This window comes from Lachnoclostridium sp. An131, assembly GCF_002160825.1.
Taxonomy (GTDB): domain Bacteria; phylum Bacillota; class Clostridia; order Lachnospirales; family Lachnospiraceae; genus Laedolimicola.
Map to the genome: position 1 here is coordinate 1 of NZ_NFLI01000026.1, position 19,402 is coordinate 19,402.

At 49.7% G+C, this 19,402-nt stretch carries 19 protein-coding genes; 11 read left to right on the forward strand and 8 right to left on the reverse strand.

The genetic code is table 11. The features are described from left to right. Window positions 1-110: 110 nt before the first annotated feature. The 3 genes from B5E77_RS15930 to B5E77_RS15940 are packed head-to-tail and all read right to left on the reverse strand — an operon-like array spanning window position 111 to window position 2,138. Window positions 111-932, reverse strand: coding sequence for a helix-turn-helix domain-containing protein (locus B5E77_RS15930; protein ID WP_087166353.1), 822 nt, complete (start codon window positions 930-932; stop codon window positions 111-113). Beyond that, entirely contained in the window at window positions 933-1,142 is a 210-nt protein-coding gene (locus B5E77_RS17345; RefSeq protein ID WP_087166354.1) for a helix-turn-helix domain-containing protein, read from the reverse strand. It lies immediately after the preceding gene. Window positions 1,143-1,181: 39 nt separating this feature from the next. Beyond that, window positions 1,182-2,138, reverse strand: coding sequence for an epoxyqueuosine reductase (locus tag B5E77_RS15940; protein WP_087166355.1), 957 nt, complete (start codon window positions 2,136-2,138; stop codon window positions 1,182-1,184). 266 nt (window positions 2,139-2,404) lie between these two features. On the opposite strand from B5E77_RS15940, the gene B5E77_RS17810 reads away from it, so the two are divergent. From B5E77_RS17810 to B5E77_RS15960, 4 genes are all read left to right on the forward strand, one after another. Next, window positions 2,405-3,208, forward strand: a complete 804-nt coding sequence (locus B5E77_RS17810) for a CHC2 zinc finger domain-containing protein (protein WP_087166356.1) — start codon at window positions 2,405-2,407, stop codon at window positions 3,206-3,208. Between the two features lie 432 nt (window positions 3,209-3,640). Beyond that, on the forward strand, window positions 3,641-4,216 hold the full coding sequence (locus B5E77_RS15950) for a hypothetical protein (protein ID WP_087166357.1): 576 nt from the start codon (window positions 3,641-3,643) through the stop codon (window positions 4,214-4,216). Next, entirely contained in the window at window positions 4,213-5,823 is a 1,611-nt protein-coding gene (locus tag B5E77_RS15955) for a GH3 family domain-containing protein (RefSeq protein WP_087166358.1), read from the forward strand. The genes B5E77_RS15950 and B5E77_RS15955 overlap by 4 nt, the downstream gene beginning before the upstream one ends. Window positions 5,824-5,827: 4 nt before the next feature. Continuing rightward, window positions 5,828-8,350 (forward strand): HD domain-containing phosphohydrolase, encoded by a 2,523-nt coding sequence (locus tag B5E77_RS15960; protein WP_087166359.1) that lies wholly within the window; start codon window positions 5,828-5,830, stop codon window positions 8,348-8,350. A gap of 116 nt (window positions 8,351-8,466) precedes the next feature. Here the strand turns inward: B5E77_RS15960 and B5E77_RS15965 are convergent, their stop codons facing one another. Continuing rightward, entirely contained in the window at window positions 8,467-9,441 is a 975-nt protein-coding gene (locus B5E77_RS15965) for an alpha/beta hydrolase (RefSeq protein ID WP_204248080.1), read from the reverse strand. 183 nt (window positions 9,442-9,624) lie between these two features. Here B5E77_RS15965 and B5E77_RS15970 point away from each other — a divergent pair, with 183 nt between their 5' ends. The 3 genes from B5E77_RS15970 (at window position 9,625) to B5E77_RS15980 (ending at window position 11,786) form a co-directional block, all read left to right on the forward strand. Beyond that, window positions 9,625-10,098 (forward strand): MerR family transcriptional regulator, encoded by a 474-nt coding sequence (locus tag B5E77_RS15970; protein WP_087166361.1) that lies wholly within the window; start codon window positions 9,625-9,627, stop codon window positions 10,096-10,098. A gap of 185 nt (window positions 10,099-10,283) precedes the next feature. After that, complete coding sequence (locus B5E77_RS15975; RefSeq protein WP_087166362.1) at window positions 10,284-11,030, forward strand: alpha/beta fold hydrolase; 747 nt, start codon at window positions 10,284-10,286, stop codon at window positions 11,028-11,030. Window positions 11,031-11,084: 54 nt separating this feature from the next. Further along, window positions 11,085-11,786 (forward strand): metallophosphoesterase, encoded by a 702-nt coding sequence (locus tag B5E77_RS15980; RefSeq protein ID WP_087166363.1) that lies wholly within the window; start codon window positions 11,085-11,087, stop codon window positions 11,784-11,786. 88 nt (window positions 11,787-11,874) lie between these two features. On the opposite strand, the gene B5E77_RS15985 is transcribed toward B5E77_RS15980, so the two are convergent. Next, window positions 11,875-12,711, reverse strand: a complete 837-nt coding sequence (locus B5E77_RS15985; RefSeq protein ID WP_087166364.1) for a DegV family protein — start codon at window positions 12,709-12,711, stop codon at window positions 11,875-11,877. 333 nt (window positions 12,712-13,044) lie between these two features. Here B5E77_RS15985 and B5E77_RS15990 point away from each other — a divergent pair, with 333 nt between their 5' ends. The 4 genes from B5E77_RS15990 to B5E77_RS16005 all read left to right on the forward strand — a co-directional run bounded on the left by B5E77_RS15990 (window position 13,045) and on the right by B5E77_RS16005 (window position 16,012). Then, on the forward strand, window positions 13,045-13,569 hold the full coding sequence (locus B5E77_RS15990) for a DUF1836 domain-containing protein (RefSeq protein WP_087166371.1): 525 nt from the start codon (window positions 13,045-13,047) through the stop codon (window positions 13,567-13,569). Between the two features lie 74 nt (window positions 13,570-13,643). Next, entirely contained in the window at window positions 13,644-14,414 is a 771-nt protein-coding gene (locus B5E77_RS15995) for a hypothetical protein (protein ID WP_087166365.1), read from the forward strand. A gap of 12 nt (window positions 14,415-14,426) precedes the next feature. After that, window positions 14,427-15,680 carry an aminotransferase class III-fold pyridoxal phosphate-dependent enzyme gene (locus tag B5E77_RS16000; RefSeq protein WP_087166366.1) on the forward strand — a complete coding sequence of 418 codons (1,254 nt, stop codon included), beginning with the start codon at window positions 14,427-14,429 and terminating at the stop codon, window positions 15,678-15,680. Between the two features lie 35 nt (window positions 15,681-15,715). Next, window positions 15,716-16,012, forward strand: coding sequence for a hypothetical protein (locus B5E77_RS16005; protein WP_087166367.1), 297 nt, complete (start codon window positions 15,716-15,718; stop codon window positions 16,010-16,012). Window positions 16,013-16,109: 97 nt separating this feature from the next. Here the strand turns inward: B5E77_RS16005 and B5E77_RS16010 are convergent, their stop codons facing one another. The 3 genes from B5E77_RS16010 to B5E77_RS16020 form a co-directional block, all read right to left on the reverse strand. After that, on the reverse strand, window positions 16,110-16,361 hold the full coding sequence (locus tag B5E77_RS16010) for a TIGR03905 family TSCPD domain-containing protein (protein WP_087166368.1): 252 nt from the start codon (window positions 16,359-16,361) through the stop codon (window positions 16,110-16,112). A gap of 101 nt (window positions 16,362-16,462) precedes the next feature. Beyond that, on the reverse strand, window positions 16,463-17,191 hold the full coding sequence (locus B5E77_RS16015) for a YoaK family protein (protein WP_087166369.1): 729 nt from the start codon (window positions 17,189-17,191) through the stop codon (window positions 16,463-16,465). Window positions 17,192-17,370: 179 nt separating this feature from the next. Then, window positions 17,371-19,011, reverse strand: coding sequence for an ABC-F family ATP-binding cassette domain-containing protein (locus B5E77_RS16020; protein WP_087166370.1), 1,641 nt, complete (start codon window positions 19,009-19,011; stop codon window positions 17,371-17,373). Window positions 19,012-19,402: the final 391 nt, after the last annotated feature.

Sequence of the window (19,402 nt, forward strand, 5' to 3'; positions counted from 1 at the left end):
TCTGCCATCGGAACGCGGGCTTTGCGGGTACCTGCCATAACCTATCCTCCATAATTGTAGTGAAATAGTCTAAATATCTATCGACTACAATTATAGGCAAAACTTGGGGCTCAGGAAATCCGCAGGAATATTTGGCGCTTACCATATATCAGGTCAGTCAATGCCTGACCGAATTTCTCCAACACATCTGAAGAAGCACCCTCCATGCCGGAAACGCTGTCCAGAACGGATTCTGTGATCTGTTCCGGCGTGATGTGGGGATTCTCCATATCCTGCCCTTTCGTCAGCTCCGTAAACATCTGCTGGGCGATTTCCTTGGTGAATGCCTGCTGGACAGAAAAGTCATGGCCGATTTCTTTTTTTACCTCTTTGACCGCCAGCATAAACTGATTTTCTATGGTAGCAAGGTCTGCCTGATAGGGAGATGTCCGCAGGCGGCTGATGTCCTTTGCAGTTTTTTCTCCGGATTTGGATTTTACCGTTTTCCGGGTCAATGCGCTGAGAGTGGCATACATTTGATTTTGTGCGGCGAATCCGGCGGCAATGGTGTCATTGAAATACTGCTCCAGCGTGTAGGTCAGCTCCGCAAAGCGGGGGCTTTCCAGCAACCGATTCAGCACCGCTGTATTGACTTTTTCTGTGAATAGATTGCGTGCTGCTTCTGCGGATAAGCCCAACTCGTCAATGGCATAATTCTTCCGGTCGGGAACATTGGTTATGCCCAGCAGGAAGTCGGTGGACACGTTGAACACTCTGGCAATGCGAATGATATTTTCATTGCTGAGTTTATCAGTCTGCCCGGAGATGAAACGGCTGAGAACGCTGTCTCCGCAGCCGATTTTTCTGGCAAGTTCCGTCTGTGTTACCTTTCGGTCTTTCATCAAATCGGTAAGCCGTTGGCGGACGTCACCGGGCAAAAAGGTTTTCTCCATTTAAGGCGTTCCTCCCTCCTCCGTTTGGATTTTTCTGTATTTGCCGCTTTTGATCCGGGCATCGGCGGGTTTTTCTGCGTCTTCCGGGATAATCCAACGGCTCCCCGCCCGCTGTGCGCCGGGGATTCTGTTTTCATTGCAGAGGATGGCCACACGCCGGTGAGAAATCCCCCATTTCTTCGCAACTTCAAAGGTTGATAGGTATTTCATTCTCGTCCCCTTCGTTTGAAACTAGCAACATAGAAAAGATTATTTGGCTCCAGCTCTTTGAGCATTTATTGCTGATCTGGCTGCATTCTTTCTTAATGCCGGGATATCTTTATCCTGCAAATGATTCGCAGTTTTAGGAATGACATTTTTGATGAGAAATTCGTCCGTCAGATTTTCATAGTTCTCTGGTAAAATTGCTGGAGCAATTTCTTCTAATTTGTTTAATGGCAATCCGTGTTTCCAATCATGCCGCCGATTATAAGGACAGGCATCCTGGCAATTATCGCAGCCGCATACCCACTGCTCATACATCTCATCAGAAAGTCCTTCCGGTGTATCGCTATTTCCAAATGTAGTCAGAAAAGAAACACACTTAAACGGATTCATTGTGTATGGTGCTTCCAAAGCCTTCGTCTTACAAGCACGTCGACACAAATCACATTTTTCAGAACAAGGCGGAGCGCTGCATGTATGGATAAGTTCACACTCCTGATCAATCACGTAAGCAAATAAATTGTTATAGGAGCCGTTCTCCGTATAAAAGAAATTATTTTTACGGATAATACCCAGTCCGGCTTTCATTGCCATATACCTGAGAGGGCCAACGCTGAGTGAGCCAAACTGCTCTCCGCCTTTCGCTTGGATACCATGTTCATAAAACCAGACTTCCAAGCGTTCCAGATCGAAGCGTTCCCTACTTTTTTTCTCTGGTTCCAGAAAAAAAGCTTTTCCGTATTTTCCCTGTAAAGATTCTGGGAACCTATACTTTCCATAGTCAAATACAAGAATTACGATGGATTTGGACCATGGAAATCTCGACTTTGTTTCTGTTAAATTTCCAACGCCTTTATAAAAATATTGGCTTACCGGAACATCATTAAGCCTTTGTTGATATAACTGTTTAAATCCGTCCAGTGCAGAAATAGATATGATTCCGCATTTATCAAATCCGCAGCGCAATGCCTGGTCGTAAATTTTTTGAGATAAGCTGTCCATTTTCCCGGTCCTCCATCTAAAAATAAACAACAAAGAATGTTATTGACTAAGTGACTTGGTAACTCAAATATATTATAGTCGATTACTGGAATAAAATCAAGATGAAATAGAACATACGTTCTATTTTGACATTGCATTTTGGCAAAAAAATCCGGGCGAAAATTTCTTTTTTGCAAAAGTGCCGGATTTTCCGGCTGAGAGCTATTTTCTCCGTATATTCAGGCAGACGGGCAGAAACCGTCAAAAAATATACGGAGGTATGACGCATGAATCTATTTGAAACAGTTAAGGCGGCTGTCACGGTACGGCAGGCCGCCGAACACTACGGTTTGAAAGTGGAACGTAGCGGCATGATACGCTGCCCTTTCCACGATGACCGTCATCCCAGCATGAAGCTGAACGAGAGCTATTTCTACTGCTTCGGCTGCGGAGCTACCGGCGATGTGATCGACTTCGTTGCAAGGCTGTTTGGCCTGAGCAGCTACGAGGCAGCACAGAAGCTGGCTTACGACTTCGGCATTGACCCGGACAAGCCGCCCGCTGCGGCGGCGCTATCAAAACCGAAATACCCGCTGGCAAGGGCGTTCCGACAAGAGGAACTGCACTGTCAGCGGGTATTGTGCGATTATCTGCACCTTTTGGAGGACTGGAAGGTGCAGTACGCACCAAAAGTACCCGAAGAAGGTCTTGATGTCTATGTGCCTCTTGTAGATGACCACGGAGTTGATTGTGTCATCAAGAAGGAAGACGGTACCTTTATTGAGGTTCAGATAAAGGCGAGATCTAATGAGGTGACGGATGGAGATGCAGCTTTGTTTTCTGCGATTACACATGAGCAGACCGAGAAATTTTATTTTGTGTTCTATTCAGAGCGTCTTGAGCTTATGTGGATTATGTCATCGGAAGAGTTCTTGAATGAGTGCGTCACGAATAAGACTGGGAAGAATAAGGGAAAACGAGGCATCTGGTTTAACGGAAATCGGACAGATAAGAAAATTGGGGTTAAAAAGGAATATTGCAAGAAACAATTTGAAAAATATATTGCCACTGATTTTTCAAGGTTTCACTAATTTATATATGTAAGGTGACATGGAAGAGACAAATTTGAAACAGGTGCTGGAAGAATGCAATAATGCTGCGAAAACTGGATACAAGACAGCTTCAGCATAAGAAAGAATTTGAATAAGGCTCTGGTTTCAGCACAACAGAAGGTACAGAGTACGATTATTGATTTCAATAGTTCTCCGTGTTATGTACGGGAGGCCACGGAACTATTGGGTGTACAGCTCCTGAAAAAGGGATACGAAAAGCAGAGGCGGCTTTAGGTTAACGAAACTGAAAGCTGCCTTTTATCGTCACCACAATCCCCAACTCGTCTGAAAACGTACGTTTTAAACATATCAAAAAATACAAATATCTGTTTAAAACGTATAAATCAATTGCATTTCCCAATCCCCTATGCTAAAATAATCTTTAGATCATACAAAGGACAGGAAATGAAGATGCTTACGATAAGTCTGGGATGTCTTGGGTTTTTCTGCTATTTTCTTTATGATTATAACAGCGTCAGAAAAATTGCAGGATGGATGCGGTCGCTGTTTGCGGCTGGAAGCATTTTCCTGATGGCGGCGACAGGCATCCTGTTCTGGGAAAACAGAGAGAGCCTGTTTCAGGCGTCTGCTGACGGTATCTGGATGGCAGGAGGCGTCTTTTTTCTGTGTCTTCTCGTATATACTCTCTTTTTTGCCCTGCCCTTTGAGACGACGTATGTGGAGGAAAGCAAATACCGGGAAGCTTATACGGAGGGAATCTATGCTCTGTGTCGGCATCCTGGTGTTTTATGGTTTGGGGGATTCTATCTTTGCGCGGCGGCGCTGTGGAAAAGCACGGAAGGAATACTTTTTTCTGTGACAGTGGTGATGCTGGATGTTTTGTATGTGGTATTTCAGGATGCATACAGCTTTCCCAAAACCTTTTCTAATTACGGGGAGTACAGAAAATCGACGCCGTTTTTGATTCCCAACAGGGGAAGCATAGCACGCTGCAGAAATCACTGGAGAGGAGCGGGGAGAAGATGAGTCTTTCAGAAATGCTGAAGGAGCGGAAATATCAGGAGATCTGGGATCAGTACTGCAGCTTCCTGGATTTGTCTATAGAAGATTATATGAAGATACAGCACAGGCTGATGGAAGAGCAGATGCAGCTGTGGTCTAACTGTGAGCTGGGCCGTTCTATTTTGAAGGGAAAGCAGCCGAAAACTATAGAGGAATTCCGTAGTATGGTGCCTTTGACAACCTATGAGGACTATGCGGATATTCTTCTTCAGAAAAGGACAGAGTCGCTGCCGGGCAATCCGGTGATTTGGATCCAGACTACGTGGGAGGGCGGACGCCATCCGATTAAGCTGGCGCCATATACGAGAAGCATGCTGGACGTTTACAGGGATAACGTAGTTGCATGCCTGATTCTGTCTACCAGCCAGGAAAGAGGAAAATTTGATATCTCGGATACGGACAAGTTCCTGTACGGGCTGGCGCCTCTGCCGTTTGCGACGGGGCTTTTTCCGCTTGCGCTGAATGAGGAGATTGGAATCCAGTTCCTTCCCGCGGTGAAGGATGCGGTCAATATGTCTTTTAGCGAGCGGAATAAGGTGGGCTTTAAGATGGCCATGCAGAAGGATTTGGAGTTCTTTTTTGGACTGGGCAGCGTGGCTTATGCGGTAAGCCAGAGCCTTTCCTCCATGTCTCAGAAGGGTGGAATCAGCCTGAAGGAGCTGATTAAATACAAGCCGTCTATGCTGGTCCGTATCCTGAAGGCGAAGCGGAGGTGCAAAAAGGAAAACCGCCCGCTGAAACCGAAGGATCTGTTCCACCTGAAGGGGCTTGTGGTGGCAGGAACAGATAACCGGTGCTATAAGGATGATCTGGAGGAGCTCTGGGGAATCCGCCCGATGGAGCTGTTTGCGGGGACGGAGCCGTCTATCTCGGGAACAGAGTCATGGACGAAGGATGGAATGTATTTCTTCCCGGATACCAGCTTTTACGAGTTTATCCCGGAGGAGGATATGCTGAAAAATCTGGAGGATCCGTCGTTTGTGCCGAGAACCTATCTGATGGATGAGGTGGTGCCGGGGGAAAAGTATGAGATCGTAATTACGCTGTTCAAGGGAGGAGCGTTTGCCAGGTACCGTGTCGGCGATACCTACCGCTGCCTAGGGCTGCAGAACCGGGAGGACAATACGAGGATCCCCAGGTTTGAGTATGTGGACCGCGTACCCAATATTATTGACATTGCCGGATTTACCCGTATTTCGGAGAATGGCATTCGGAGCGTGATCAGCCTTTCCGGCCAGCCGATCACGCACTGGACGGCGGCGAAGGAGTATAATGAGAAAAACCGGCCGTACCTGCATCTGTATATTGAGATTGACAGAAGCGCGCTGATCAGCCATGCTGTGACGACGGATATCATACGGAGTCTTCTCACCACATATTTCAAATATATCGATCAGGATTACCGGGATTTGAAGAAAATTCTTGGCATGGATCCGCTCTGCGTGACAATTTTAAGATGCGGCACGTTTGAAAAATACCAGAAGAAAAAGGGGAGAGAGATTGTAAGGATGAATCCATCTCCGTATGAACTGAAAGAATTACTGGAATTACAGAACGAACAGAGAGGATAAGGCTATGCACAGTTACAGATACATTTCTATTATTGCTTTATTTTTTTACTGTTTCATTTTCCTGACGTTTCTTGCTGCCAAAAAGGTAAAAATAGTTAAATATTTTTTGTTTTTGGTAGCTGTAATGATGTGCTGGACGGCGGGCTCTGCGTTTATGAGGCTGCAGCTGTATCCCTCTTATGTGTTCTGGTATCATGTATCCCTTGGAGGCCTTTTGCTGACGCCTTATGCGTATTTTCTGTTTGCCAATGCATTTGGCGACAGGGAGGAACGCTTTTTTAACTATCTGTACGGGATCCTGCTGCTGGGGCTTTTCTGTCTGAATATTCCGGATGGAATCTTTCTGCATTGGCCGGAGCTGATTTTAAAGAATGGAGAAGCCGCCTTTGAGTACCGCTATACCTGGAGAGTGGCGATCCTGTTTGGAGCGGCGGCGGTAGTTCTGCTGCACAGCTTTGCGAATGTCGTGCGTATCTGCAGGGAGGATTCCTGGTATAAAAAGCAGTTTCAGCCGATTATTATAGGGATTGCCTGTCTGTTTGCAGGGCATCTGGCTCTGCTGGTGCCAGTTTTTCGTGGATTCCCGATCGATCTGGTCCTTGGAATTGTCAATGCGCTGTTTTTGATTTACGCGCTGCTGAGCAGGCGCCTGTTCCAGCTGAAGCTTCTGGCCTCGGAGAGCTCCTGCTACGGCATGGGGCTGCTCCTGACCTTTCTGCTGTATTATAATCTGATGCCGGACATCAATGCTCAGCTTGTGAGCAGATTTCCGGTGGCAAGTGAGTACACGATACTGATTTTTGCGGTTTTGTTTTTGCTTACCTTCTGCCTGCTGGTGTTCCTGTGGCGGAAGATTATTGAGAATCTTTTTATACGTGAGGAGGAACAGCAGACGGAAAAAATAAGAAAATATAACAATCTGGTAGCCAGAAGCCTGCGTTTGGAGGAAATTCTGGCGGAGACTGTGGAGATCATTCAGGAGACCGTAGAGTCTGTGAATATCTATATCTGTATTCAGGAGCATGGCGATGGAGATTATCAGGCCAGGTACAGCAATCAGCCTCTGAATGATTTGTCCTTTACGATTCGAAAGGATAATCCTCTGATTCGGATTCTGGAAAGAAACGATGGGGTTCTGATGCGGGAATTTCAGGCGATGATCGGATACAAGTCTATGTGGGAATCAGAGAAAAGGAGCTTTCAGAATTTAAAAATTGAAGCTTGTGTCGGCCTGCGGGATAAGGAAAAGATAGTGGGAGTGGTGCTGCTTTCAAATCCTCCCGGGAATCGGAAAATCAGCCGTACGGATATGGATATGGCCCTCACGATTGCGTCCAGCGCGTCGATTGCGATCAAAAACGCCCGGCTTTATGAGACGGCCTGCTACGAAGCGCGGACAGACGAGCTGACCAAGCTTTTGAACCGGAAATATTTCTTTGAGCTTTTGAACCGGGAATTTGAAGCAAATACGGAAGGCTCTCTGGCTCTGGCCATTATTAACATTGATGATTTTAAGCTTTACAATCAGCTATATGGAACGCAGGCGGGCGATAATGCCCTTCGCAGAATTGCTGAGATTATTAAGAGCAGCGTTGGAGAAAGCGGTTATGCGGCCCGGTACAGCGGAAAGGAGTTTGCGGTTCTGCTGCCAAAGTATGATGTCTTTTCCGCGCGGAATCTGGTGAAATCCATTCAGAAGCAGATCTTTCAGATGACGGACAATACAGTGGACTATAAGCTGAAGGTGCTGACGGTGAGTGTAGGCATCAGCGCCGCTCCCTATGCGGCAAAAACGCCGAAGGAGCTGCTGGACAATGCGGATATGGCTGTGAATCATGTGAAGCGGACCGGAAAAAATGGCATTGAGATTTTTGATACGATCCTCCGGGAAAGCACTGCTCAGGAGGATGTGACGGATCACCGGAATATTTACAGGGAGTATGAATCGACGATTTATGCCCTGACGGCGGCGATTGACGTGAAGGATCACTATACATTCAGCCATTCTAATAATGTGGCGTATTATGCAACCAGCCTGGCAAAAGAAATGAATCTTAACTCGGATATGGTCGAGATTATCCGCCAGGCAGCGCTTCTTCATGACGTCGGGAAAATCGGAATCTCGGAAGCGATTCTGAATAAGGCGGGAAAGCTGACGGAAGAGGAGTACGAGACGATCAAAGGACATGTGGAGGCCTCTATCGGGATTATCCGTCATCTTCCGTCTCTGGACTATGTCATTCCGGCAGTCATAGGACACCATGAGCGGTACGATGGAAGAGGGTATCCGAGAAGAATTGCCGGAGAGAATATTCCTTTGTCCGCGCGTATTTTGTGTGTCGCGGATTCCTTTGATGCGATGACGACAAGGCGCTGCTACAAGGATGTGATCCCGGAGGACAGAGCTCTGGAGATTCTGGAGGAAGAGGCAGGCAGACAATTTGATCCAAAGCTGGTGCAGATTTTTGTCTGCGGAATGAGAGAAGGAAGGATTCAGATAGCGGGCGAAGCTGCTGCAGGGAAATAAATTGAATAAATTGTAAAATAGACGATTCCGGCAGATATGGCAGGGAGAGACGGCAGATTGGTATGCCGTCTCTCCCTGCTTTTCTCATAAGAGGCTGGCGCCTGGGCAGAAGCACCTTATTTCAGATATTTCCGGAAAAACTCATCCATTTTATCAAAGGGAATTACGTCCATCCGGTCGTACAGATCCGTGTGCACCGCTCCCGGGATCAGCAGCAGCTCCTTATTATCTCCTTTCAGCTTCTGGAATGCATCCTTGCTGAAGTAGCAGGAGTGTGCCTTTTCGCCGTGAATCAGCAGAATGGCGCTGCGGATTTCATCGATATACTGCAGGATGGGCATATTCAGGAAAGACAGCGAGGAGGTTGTGTTCCAGCCCTCGTTGGAATTCAGAGAGCGCTTGTGGTAGCCTCTCTTTGTCTTGTAATAGTCGTGGTAGTCCTTCACAAAGAAGGGAGCATCCTCTGGCAACGGATCGACTACGCCACCGGCACGCTGATAACTGCCGTTTCTGTAATCGATGGTTCTCTGGGTATTCAGGGCCACACGTTTTTCGTGGCGCGCTTCCTCGCTGTCTTCTGCATCGAAATATCCCTTGGCGTTGACGCGGGTCATATCGTACATTGTGGAGGCCACAGCTGCCTTGATTCTGGTGTCGATAGCGGCGGCATTGAGAGCCATGCCGCCCCAGCCGCAGATACCGATGATTCCAATCCGCTCAGGATCTACATTGTCCTGTACGGACAGAAAATCGACAGCTGCCTGAAAATCCTCGGTGTTGATATCCGGGGAGGCCACGTATCGGGGCGTTCCGCCGCTCTCACCGGTAAAGGAGGGGTCACAGGCGATGGTCAGGTAGCCTCTTTCTGCCATGGCCTGGGCGTAGAGACCGGAGGCCTGCTCCTTGACAGCTCCGAAGGGGCCGCTGACAGCCAGGGCAGGAAGCTTTTCCCTGGCTTCTCTGGGCTCATACAGGTCAGCTGCCAGTGTGACGCCGTAGCGGTTGTGGAAGGTGACCTTGCGGTGGTTTACCTTGCTGCTCTGTGGAAATACCTTATCCCATTCTTCTGTCAGCATTAATGTTTCTTCCATTATAAAAATCCTCCTGATGATTGATTAAGATTGACATGACTGCTTTTTCATGTTATGGTCAGTATAGAACCTAAACCTGACTTTAGGTCAAGGATAAAAATTTGAACTTTTTGTGAACTTTCTCTGATGACTGGAAAACCGTGCGGGAGAGCAGTCGGTACAGAGAGACTGGAGGGTAAACAGATGTATACGATAGGTCAGATGTCTGAAATGTTTCAGATCCCCATTTCCACGCTGCGTTATTATGATAAGGAGGGGCTGTTTCCGGGGCTGGAGCGCGCAGGCGGAATCCGGAAATTTTCAGAGAAGGAAGCGGAAGCTCTCCGGGTTATCGAATGCCTGAAGCGGTCGGGACTGGAGATCCGCGAAATCAAGACGTTTATGGAGTGGTGCGCCGAAGGCGCCGGCACGTATGCCCGGAGACGCGACCTGTTTGTGCGGCAGGAGCACGCAGTCAAAGAAGAGATGCATGAGCTGGAGAAGACTCTTGCCATGATCCGCTATAAGCAGTGGTATTATGAGCAGGCTATGAAGGATGGGACGGAAGAAAGGGTAAGGCAGATGCCCACGGAGGAGATGCCGGAGGAAATTCGTGCCTTTTATGAGCTGGCCTTTGAGGACAGGATGACGAGGGAGGAGCAGGCGAAGGGCGCCTGAAAAGGGTGCCTGAGAAGGAGACTATGGAAGGAGGAAGGGTTATGGGTATCTGGATGAGAAAGCACTGACGGCAGGGCCGCTGTGCGATAGCCCTGCAGATCAGAATGGAGGACGAAGATAAGGATTCTATCAGCATTCTTTTCAATAAAGTCCCTGTGGGAAGGGGACGCGGCAGGAGGTCTATCATGTCATATTTCAGTTATCAGTCAAAGAGAATTTATTATACGGAAGCAGGAGAGGGAAGGCCGGTGGTATTTCTGCATGGAAATACGGCTTCTTCCAGAATGTTTGAACCGCTTCTGCCCCTGTACGGGAAGAGCTTCCGGGTGATCCTTCTGGATTTTCTGGGAAATGGAAGGTCGGAGCGGGTGGAAGCCTTTCCGACGGATTTGTGGCAGGAGGAGGCGAGGCAGACGATTGCCCTTCTGGAGCATCTGGAGCTGGATGGAGTGAGCCTGGCAGGCAGCAGTGGAGGCGCCTGGGCGGCGCTGAACGCAGCGCTTCTGAGGCCGGATCTGGTGGAAAGGGTTGTAGCAGACAGCTTTGACGGCCGGACGCTGGCTGCAGATTTTGCCCAGAAGCTTTTAAAGGAGCGCGCAGCCGCGAAGCTGGATGAGGAGGCCGCTGGCTTTTACAGGTGGTGCCAGGGAGAAGACTGGGAACAGGTAGTGGATAAGGATACGGAAGCGCTGGTAAAGTGTGCCAAGGAGGGGCGGCCTCTGTTCGTGAAGCCTCTGGAAGAATTGAGAGTTCCTCTTTTGCTGCTTGGCAGCCTGGGCGACGAAATGACGAGGAAGGATCTCAGGGAGGAATATGAGGCGGTAGCGGCAAAGACGGATGCGGAGATCTGTCTTTTTCCGGAAGGGAGCCATCCGGCACTGTATTCCAATGCAGAAGCAGCAGCGGAGGCGATCTGCCGCTTCTTGAAATGAGTTTCCGGAAAGGAGATTTTACGCTCTTTTAAGGAGCGGACAGGAGCTGATGAAATGAGCCTTTATGCAATCGGGGATCTGCATCTGGCATTTTCCGTGGACAAGCCGATGGATCTGTTTGACCGGGTGTGGAAAAATCACGAGAAGAAAATCGAAAAATTCTGGAACCGGCGGATTAGGCCGGAGGATACGGTGGTGCTCACCGGAGATCATTCCTGGGGGAGAAATCTTGGGGAGTGCACGGCAGATCTGGAGTTTATCATGAGGCTGCCGGGGCGGAAGATTCTGCTTCGGGGCAACCATGATATGTTCTGGGATGCGAAAAAAACAGAACGGCTGAACGAACAGTTTGCGGGACGCCTGGAATTCCTTCAGAATAATTTTTACCGGTATCAGGATTACGCGCTGGTAGGAACGAAGGGCTACTGCTATGAGGGCTGGGATGCTCCGGAACACTTTGAGAAGCTCATGGCGAGAGAGCTTGCGCGGCTGCGGACGTCCTTTGAGGCTGCAAGGGCAGCCGGATTTGAGCGGTATCTGATGTTTCTGCATTATCCGCCCACCAGCATCGGAGAGATGGAGAGTCCGTTTACGCAGATGGCAGAGGAGTACGGCGCCTCCAAGGTGATTTACTCTCATTGCCATGGAAGAGAGCGGTTTGACGACAGCTTTAAAGGATATGTCAATGGAATTGAGTACAAATTGGTGTCGGCGGATTATCTGAAATTTAAGCCAGAGCTTATTATAAAGGAATAGGGTAAGAAAGCCGGACAGCCACGGAAGGACCGCCGGCGCGCAGAAAATGAAGCTGCGCGCCGGCGGTCCTTCTGTGTGCGTTTAAGCTTTATCTGCCGCTTTCAAACCCAATCATGATGCCGCCTGTCTCAGCGTAAAAGCTGCACAGGGCCGTCATTTTTCCGATGGACGCGTCGGAATCCGGAAATTCCTCTTTTACGAGCTTCAGAAACTCCTGAGCGGCAGGCTCGTTCTGGCAGTGGACCAGCCGCAGCCTTCCACCCTCATAGCCTTTTTTCTTCATCTCTGAAAGCATGATTTTCAATGCCTTTGCGATTCCACGGCTCTTGTGAAGGGGCTGGAGGGTGCCCTCATCGCTGGCCTGGCCTACGATGCGGATACCCAGAAGCCCGCAGGCCTTGGCGACCAGAGGGGACACACGGCCGTTCTGCGCCATATTGTTCAGGCTTTCCAGGGTGAAGATGAGATGAGTCCGCTTCATATAGCTGCGGATTTCTGCTTCAATCTGTTCAAAGCTCTTTCCGGAATGGATGAGCTCCCGGAGCTTTTCGGCGATCAGGGCCAGCTCCGGGCCGGCAGAGAGGCTGTCCAGGCAGCAGACGCGCCGTCCCGGGTACGCGGCTTCATACTGCTCCTTGGCCTGTACAGCTGCGTTGTAGCAGCCGGATAAGCTGCTGGTAATCGTCAGAGCAAATACGGCATCTGCGTCGCCGAAGGCCTCCAGCCATTCATGGATATTGGGACAGGAGGTGCCGGAGCGGCCTTTGTAGGATGCGAGATAGGTAAGCATCTCATCCAAATCCAGATTCTGATCGTCTGTAAATTCTCTGCTGTCAGTGATGATTTTCAGGGGTACACTGGAAAAATCCACATCTTCCATGGAAAACAGATTCACGGAGGAATCTGTTACGATTTTACATTTCATAAACAATACCTCGATTTTTAATATTCTATTATCGGTTTTTTAAAAACTGATAATATAGTACTATATATCACATACGAAGTCAAGAAATTGTTTGAAAGCTGCGTTGACAGAGAGATATATTGTACGGAGAACATAGGATTGGAAAAGCATATACTCCGGATATCGCTGTCCGGCTGTGGGAAGCTTATAGATATCGCTGCCCGGCTGTGGGAAGCGATTGAATTTTGCGGAAGGAAATGATATACTCAAGTCAGTCTGCATTAACTATCACTGGATATTTTCAGGCCTTCGCGGCAGAGGCAGGGAACGGGATTGGAGGGAAAGCAGAAAATTATGAAGGATACATGCAGAGAAAAGATAGCAGCAGCGGTCCGCGGATTCCATCTCCCGCGCTATGAAGAAATTCCGGATGTGGGATTGTATCTGGAACAGACTGCGAAATATATTTCCGAATACCTGTCAGGTATTCAGGAGAACTGCATTACGATTTCGATGATTTCCAATTATGTAAAGAAGAACCTGATTTCCCGTCCGGAGAAAAAGCAGTACAGCCGGGAGCAGATTGCCTATCTGATTTTTATTGCGGTTACGAAAAATGTGCTGAGCCTGGATGATCTGACGTATTTTATCGGAATTCAGAAACAGACCTATCCGGCTCAGCAGGCCTATGACTATTTTTGCGCAGAGCTGGAAAATATGCTGCTTTTTGTCTTTGGATTAAAGGAGCGGCTTGAGGAGATCGGACAGGATTCCACGGATGAAAAGCTGATGCTGCGCAGCGCAGTGATTGCAGTGTCCCACAAAATTTATCTGGAAAAGTGCCTGACAGCTCTGCGCGGGGAAGCAGATGGAATTTAAGGCTGCTTTATCAGAATCACCCTCCGCGCGGCTCGGTTTCCGTGCGGAGGACAGGAAGGAAAGGAAAAACAGCTATGATTGAAAGACACAATACAGATGAAATGACGATGGCTTACATCAATCTGTACGCAGTGCTTGGCACGCTGGAAAACCTGGTTCAGGTGGACGAGGAGGCAAGAGCGCTGATTCAGGACAAGAAAATCAGCGTCGGCTTTGCAGTAGCCGGGGGTCCGAAGGCTACGCTGTGCTTTGATCACGGAACCTGCAGGCTGAAGAACGGAGTGGAGAGCTGTGATATTAAGCTTCCCTTTTCCAGCGCCAGAAGGTTTAACGGTATGATTGACGGTACGGTGACGCCTGTTCCGTCGAAGGGATTTACAAAGCTTCGGTTTCTTTTGAAGGAATTTGTAGGGCTTACCGATATTCTGACGCGTTATCTGAGAGCCTCAGAGGAAGACTTAAAGGATCCGGAGTTTTTTGAAAAGAGCACGGAGCTGATGTTTTATACGATTGTGGCTGCTGTCAGCCAGATCGGAAACCATGATAAGGTGAGCAGGACCAGCGCCTCCTATATGCAGGATGGAATCATCCGGGTGTCCGTTGCCGGAGGGCCGGCGGCCTCTGTCTGTGTGAAGGACCACAGGCTTCTGACCGTGAAAAAGACGCCCAAAAGTCCGGCGGCCTTTATGGAGTTTGGAAGCATGCGGATTGCCCGGGACCTGTTTGACGGGAAGGTAAATTCTCTGGCCTGTGTAGGCACAGGAGATATCCATATGGGCGGCATGATTTCCATGATTGACAATATGAACCGTATTCTGGACCGTGTAGGTCTGTACCTGGCATAAGGAGGAGCGGATATGAGAGAGCTGAATACCTATACAAAGAGCAGAGAGGAATTTGCGCGGGCGGTGAAGGTCATTCCTTCCGGCGTGTACGGGCATCTCGGGCCGGCAGAGGGCTGCTTCATTCCGGTAGACGCATTCCCGCTGTTTGGAGAGCGGGCAAAGGGAAGCTATTTCTGGGATGTGGACGGAAATCGGTTTATCGACTATATGTGCGCTTACGGGCCGAACGTGCTGGGCTACTGCGATCCGGATGTGGACGCTGCCGCCAGGGCGCAGATGGAGCTTGGAAACTGCATGACCTCTCCGTCCACAAAAATGATTGATTTTGCAGAGCTTCTCGTGGATACGGTGAACTCGGCGGACTGGGCCTTTTTTGCCAAGAACGGAAACGATGTGACGACGCTGGCTGTCATGACGGCCAGGGCCTACACGCACAAGAAGAAAATTGTGTTCTTCAAGGGATACTATCACGGAGTGGCTCCCTGGACGCAGAAGATCGACTATGCGGGGGTCTTGGAGGAGGATGTCTGCAACAATATCTACGTAGACTGGAACGATTATGAGGCGCTGGAGCGTGTTTTTGAGGAAAATAAGGATGAGATAGCAGCTGTAATTTCCCAGCCCTATATGCATGGAAATTTTGCGGATAATGTGATGCCGGCAGAAGGCTTCTGGCAGAAGGTGAGGAAGCTCTGCACGGAAAAGGACGCAGTGCTGATTATTGACGATGTGCGGGCGGGCTTCCGCATGGATATCGCAGGCTCTGATCATTATTTTGGCTTTGAGGCGGATCTGATCTGCTTCTGCAAGGCGCTTGCGAATGGGTACAATGTGTCAGCTCTCTGTGGAAAGGATTTCCTGAAAAACACAGTCAGCGGCATCTCCTATACGGGAAGCTACTGGATGAGCGCCGTGCCCTTTGCAGCTGGAATCGCCTGCATTGAGAAGATGAAGCGGCTGGATATTGCCAGGCTTCTGAACGAGAAGGGAACGAAGGTGAAGGAGGGCCTGATCGCGGCGGCAAAGAAATTTGATTTTGATCTCCGTGTGACGGGCATGCCGTCCCTGTTCTATCTGCGGATTGCGGATGATCCGACTTTGAGCCTCCATCAGGAATGGGTGGCCGAGTGTGTGAGAAGAGGCGTTTTCTTTACGAACCATCACAATCATTTTGTGAATGCGTCGCTGACGGACGAGGATATCGCGGAGACTGTGGCAGTGGCGGAGGAAGCTTTTGAGGCTGTGAGAAAAAGGCATCCGCTGTAGGGAATAAGAGATGCCGGGATCAGGAGGAAGCGGTCATGATAGATTTGCATGGACAGGCGGGGCTTCCGTATGTAAATAAGGGAATCTATACGGGCAGCTATCAGGGAATGCGTTACCGCCTCCGCAAAAAGGAGGAGGGAGAAGAAAAATTTCTGGAGGCTGTGATCTATCCGGAGCCCTTCTGCTTTGAGGTGACGGCAGAGGAAGAGAAGGAGGCCCGGGACTTCCCTTTTACAAAGGAAGGGTTTGACGGGGCCGTAGCCTGGCTGAACGAACAGTATGAGGCCCAGAAGGAACGGTGGGAAAAGGCCCGGAAGGGCGCCTGGGTTTAAAAAGCTGTCGGCCCGAAGAGGCTGTTATAGAACACAGGGCGGTGAAGAATTTCTGGAAACAAAGAATTCTTCACCGCCCTGTGTGATTTTTTGCGGTTTATGCAGTCTCTTCCAGCGCCTTCTCAAGCGCCCTGGAAAGCTGGTCGGGACATGAGGTGGGCTTGCTTCCGCAGCGGATGCCCTTCAGGCGTGTGATGGCGTCCTCCGCCTTCATGCCCTGTACGAGGCTTGCGACGCCCTGGGTATTGCCAGAGCAGCCTCCGATAAATTCCACCTTTCGGATCGTGTGATCCGGTTCCAGCTCTACGAGAATTCCCACAGAGCAGGTTCCCTTTGTCTTATATAACATGTGATTTCCTCCTATGATGCTTTTTATCTGCAGGAAGAATGCCAGGCAGCAGCCTGATCCTGCAGGATTTGAAGTCAGACTGGTTTCAACAGAGACAAAAGCTAGGGCTGTCCTGCTGAGGGCGCATGCGTTTTTCTCAGGGAAAAGCGGCTGAGCGCGAAAATATCAAAAAGGATCAGATGGCGTTCCTCATTTACCGCCATCATAGTCAGCGGAAGAGCCAGCAGAGGCAGGCATGCGTAGATGCTCTGGACGCCGAAGAAATGGAGGCAGCCCCAGCAGTAGATGGCGCCCAGATGGAAGCAGAGCAGGGTTCCGGCATAAAAGGCACATTTACGCTTTTGTTCCGGCTTCCGTTCATACAGATATTCGCTTAAGGAAGCAAAGCACTGGCGCAGGTTGTTTGTAGAAAAGATGGTTGCGCTGTTGTAGCCGGCGGCTCCTGTGAAAGCCAGCCACTGTACTGCAGTGGCGAAAAACATGGGATACAGGGCCAGCACCGGATCCATTTCCTCCGGAAGCTGTGCCAGCAGCAGGCAGGCCAGAATGCCGGTTCCGATGGAAACATAGCGGAAATCTGGTTTTTTCAGGATTTTCGGGGCCAGGGTAGCGAATACGATCCCGGCGATATAGCATGCCAGGGCGCCAAACCGGATCAGAAAGGAGTGGAGGGAGCCGGAGAGGCCGGTTACGACCAGATAGATCAGGTTGGAGGTCTCGGAGGAGCCAAAGGTAGCGCTCCGGATCATAAGGGCGTACATGCCGAAGAAGCCGCCGGACAAAGCCATGGCGTGGTGGACTGCAGTTTCTTTTCTCTCATGCATATTCATGAATTTATCTCAACTCCTGTTCTTTTCAGAAAGATGCGGCGGTTTCGCCGCAGGCTTGCTCCCCGCCGTCTGAGAGGGGGAGCTGCTGTCTGGCCTGCACAGAAAAACAGGCGGTATGCCGGGCCCTCCGGGAAAGGTCCGGAGAAGCCTTCCTGCATACCACCCTTGGTATCGTCTGTTTAGTTGTCCTCTTCGTCGCTTGCGGATTTCGTATAGACGGTTCTCTTTCTTGCCATCGCGTCGCTTTCCAGATACTCGTCGTAGGTGGTGATCTTGTCGATCATGGAACCGTTCGGCAGAAGCTCGATGATACGGTTTGCCGTGGTCTGCACGATCTGATGGTCACGGGAGGAGAACAGCAGCACGCCCGGGAACTTGATCAGTCCGTTGTTCAGGGCAGTGATAGCTTCCATGTCCAGATGGTCCGTGGGCTCGTCGAGAATCAGAATATTTGCGCCGGAAATCATCAGCTTGGAAAGCATGCAGCGCACCTTCTCGCCTCCGGACAGAACCTTGACCTTCTTCACGCCGTCCTCACCGGCGAACAGCATACGGCCCAGGAAGCCGCGCACATAGGTGGCGTCCTTGATCTCGGAATACTGGGTCAGCCAGTCCACGATGGTATCGTCATTGTCGAACTCCCTGGAATTGTCCTTCGGAAAATAGGCCTGGCTTGTGGTCACGCCCCACTTATAGGTTCCCTCATCCGGCTCCATCTCGCCGGCCAGGATCTGGAACAGGGTCGTCTTTGCAAATTCATTTCCGCCTACGAAGGCTACCTTGTCGTCATGGCCAAGGATGAAGGAAATGTTGTCCAGAACCTTTACGCCATCGATGGTCTTGGAAATGCCTTCGACGGTCAGCACCTCGTTTCCGATTTCGCGGTTGGGCCGGAAATCAATGTACGGATATTTTCTGCTGGAGGGACGAAGCTCATCCAGCTGAATCTTTTCCAGAGCCTTCTTTCTGGAGGTAGCCTGACGGGACTTGGAAGCGTTTGCGGAGAAACGGGAGATAAATTCCTGCAGCTCCTTGATCTTTTCTTCCTTTTTCTTGTTGGCTTCCTTCATCTGACGGATCATCAGCTGGCTGGACTCATACCAGAAATCATAGTTTCCGGCATAGAGCTGAATCTTGCCGTAGTCGATGTCCGCGATCTGTGTGCAGACCTTATTTAAGAAATAACGGTCGTGGGAGACCACGATGACGGTATTCTGGAAATTAATCAGGAACTCCTCCAGCCATGCGATGGCGTCCAGATCCAGGTGGTTCGTCGGCTCATCCAGCAGCAGGATGTCAGGATTTCCAAACAGCGCCTGTGCAAGAAGCACCTTGACCTTTTGGGCGCCCAGCAGATCCTTCATCAGGCTGTAGTGGAGCTCCGTCTCGATTCCCAGACCGTTCAGCAGGGTCGCGGCGTCAGATTCCGCCTCCCAGCCGTTCATATCGGCGAATTCTGCTTCCAGCTCGCTGGCCCGGATGCCGTCCTCATCGGAGAAATCCTCCTTTGCGTAGATGGCCTCCTTTTCCTTCATGATCTCATAGAGCCTTGCGTTTCCCATGATAACGGTGTCCAGAACGGGATACTCGTCATACTGGAAATGGTCCTGCTTCAGGAAGGAGAGACGCTGGCCCGGCGTGATGACGACCTCGCCGTTGGTGGAGTCCAGCTCTCCGGAAAGAATTTTCAGGAAGGTGGACTTTCCTGCGCCGTTGGCTCCGATCAGGCCGTAGCAGTTGCCCTCGGTGAACTTAATGTTAACATCTTCGAACAGAGCTTTTTTTCCGATTCGTAAGGTGACGTTATTTACACTAATCATTTCATACTCCTCATAACATATGTTGGGTACCAGTTGAAACCTCTTCCTATTTTACAAGAAAAAACGGATTTTGCAAGACCTTTATGGAAGTTTTAGGGCTGTTTCAGGCTGATTTGAAGACTTAACCTGAATTTCATACGGATTTTACATAAGGCAGGTACAATTTTGTAACAGACGGCTGTACAGGTTTTCTGGCTGACGGGGAGAAAAAAGACGGTTTACCCGGGCTGCCTTGGATGGACAGGATTGATAAGACAGGTATCCGGGGGAACAATAGATAAGAGGTAGTGTCAAATGAGTTATGAAAAAATGAAGTCTAAGAAATAGGCTCAGATTGAACCTTGAAAATTGCAGATATGATGTTTGATGGCAGCTTACGCCACCCTTGACA